Origin of the sequence: Rhodococcus sp. 14C212 (genome assembly GCF_011058195.1) — a bacterium.
Lineage (GTDB): Bacteria > Actinomycetota > Actinomycetes > Mycobacteriales > Mycobacteriaceae > Rhodococcus > Rhodococcus aetherivorans.
The window spans coordinates 1-2,273 of the sequence record NZ_JAALEH010000192.1 but is presented as its reverse complement, the minus strand read 5'-3'; the positions used below and the strand labels follow the sequence as shown (position 1 = coordinate 2,273).

Sequence of the window (2,273 nt, the reverse complement as noted above, 5' to 3'; positions counted from 1 at the left end):
GGCGGGCGCCGTGCGGGTAGGGCCGGATTCGTCGCTTTTGCCGGGCGCGTCCCTGTGCACGGGAATCTCTTGTGCGCCTGCAGGGTTCATCTCGGGTTCGCGCGGTGTTCGCCGAGGGTTGTGGCCGGTCGCATCACTCCGGAGTGAGCCGCGGGGACGTGTGCCGCGGATGCCCGGTGGCATCGCGTTCTACCAGCGTCCACCCACCGTTCGAGTTCGATCGGTCGGCGGCCGGGGGTGTCGCTGCCTCACCGCGGAATCGGCGGCCAGGTCGACGGGTGTGCCTCCGAGCCCACGGTGATCGCTCGGACGTCGGCAGGGGCGGTGCGGCGACCGGCGGTGGCGACGACGTAGCCGGCGGCGATGGCCAGGGCCACCGGCCAGTCGAGGATCTGCACCGCGACGAGGGCAGCCAGCACGGCCAGATACGCGGTCTGCTCGGGGGTCGGGATGGGCACGCGTCCGACGCCGGGCAGGGCGAGCGCGAAACGCTCGGCCCGACGGGCCCGGTCGCGGAGAAGGCGGCGGGCGTCGTCGGCGCGGGGGTGGCCGGGTTCGAAGTCCGTCAGCGGATCGTCGAGGGTCCGGCGGGCCAGACGGTGCCCGATCCACAGACCGGCCGCGGCGCCGCCGATCACCGACTCGGTGCCCTGGAAGGGCACGCTCGAGACCATCAGCACCGCGCCGAGAAACGAACTGCCCGCGGACAGTTCGACGCCGCGGCGACTGGCGGTGCGGGCCGCCGGGACGGCGCACAGGATCCGCCAGGCTATCGCCGGGTCGTCGACCAGCAGATCGGCATACCAGGGCGGCGCCTGCTCGGCGACCACTCCGATACCCACATCGGCGGCCGCCAGGGCGTGCGGTGCGTGCGTGGCGATCAACGCCACGGTCGCACCCCGGCCCTGCCACTGCTGCACCGCCTCGTGCAGGGCGTCGTCGGCGAATTCCGCGGACGGGTGCAGTTCGTCGACCATCGCGTGCCTGGACCCGAGCCCGGGGTGCCGCACCGAGACCGTGCGGATCCCGGCGCGACGGAGGTAGTCGAGCACCGCCGCATCGGGGGTGGCCGCCACGAGGACCTGCGGGTCGATCACCACGGCGTCGACCCGATCCAGGCGTCGCAGCGCCTCGGGCCGCAACGGCAGCACCCCGTGCCGGTCGACCAGGCCGCGGCCGAAGGCGGCGGCGAACGATTCGCGCGCGGTCCGCGTGGCGGCGGGCGCGGCGACGATCACCGCGGCGCCGGCGACGCCGACGTCCCCGGTGGCCGCCCCCGCCACCGCGGCCGCGGTCGGAGCAGCCAGCGCCGACCGGTCGGCGTGGCGCTCGACCGGCCCGACCGGCCGCGGTCGCGGACGGTGCGGATGCTCGGGCGGATGGCCGTCCGCCGCGTGCTGGGCCAGGGTCGGCTCGGTGCGGTGCCAGGCCTGCCGCGCCGACCAGGTCTCGGCAGTCAACGTGGCCCGGAGCAGCACGCTCACCGCGAGCGAGGCCGGGGTATGGGTCAGCGTCGAGGCGGCCGCGCCGGTGATCGACAGGACCACGTCGGTGGCCTCCGGGCCGATCCGATGCTCGACGAGCCGGCGGATCCGCGGCTGATAGTCGACGGAGATCACGGCCGCTGCCACGGCTGCGGGCAGCCGCGGCAGCTGCAGCGCCGTCGCGGCCACCGCCACGCCCAGGCCCACCGTGGTGGTCACCAACGCGGCGATCCGCCCGGCGAGCACCACGTCGTCCCCGGGCAGATCCAGGGGCCGTTCATGCTCCGGCTCGCGCACGGAGTCCTCGGCGCTGCACACCGTCTCGCAGAGCCGGTCGAGCGGGGGCGGATCGTCGCCGGTGGTGACGACGACGCGCGAGAGCGCGTAGTTCAGTTCCGCGCCGGTCACCCCGGGCACGCCGCGCACGGCCTCGAGCACGACGGTCGCGACCCGGGGGCCGTCGGGGGAATCGAGTCCGCGTACCTGCATCCACACCCGGTCGTCGCCGCGCCAGAACCGGCGCGACGGTGCACCGCCGAGGAACTCCCGGGCCATGTCCCCGGCGGAGACCGCGCCGCCCCGCAGCGGCGCGGTGGCCAGACCGACCCCGACCCCGGCCACGGACGCCGCTCCGCCGACGGTCGCATCGAGCAGCGTCGTGCCGAGCCAGGCCCCGGCCCGCAGCCCCCGCCGTGCGGCCCGGACCGGCAACACCACCGGCGCGGCCAGGTACGTACCGAGACCCATGATGGCACCGGGCGGATCAGGTGGTCCCCGGGGACGGGGTGG

1 protein-coding gene is annotated in these 2,273 nt (G+C 75.6%); it reads right to left on the bottom strand.

Annotated elements, in window-relative coordinates; all coding sequences use genetic code 11:
• Positions 1–248: 248 nt before the first annotated feature.
• Complete coding sequence (locus G6038_RS30565) at positions 249–2,231, bottom strand: metal transporter (protein WP_240918894.1); 1,983 nt, start codon at positions 2,229–2,231, stop codon at positions 249–251.
• Positions 2,232–2,273: the final 42 nt, after the last annotated feature.

What these genes read in the sequence shown, in the direction of transcription:
- G6038_RS30565 (WP_240918894.1), bottom strand. Translation starts at nt 2,231, where the DNA reads ATGGGTCTCGGTACGTACCTGGCCGCGCCGGTGGTGTTGCCGGTCCGG.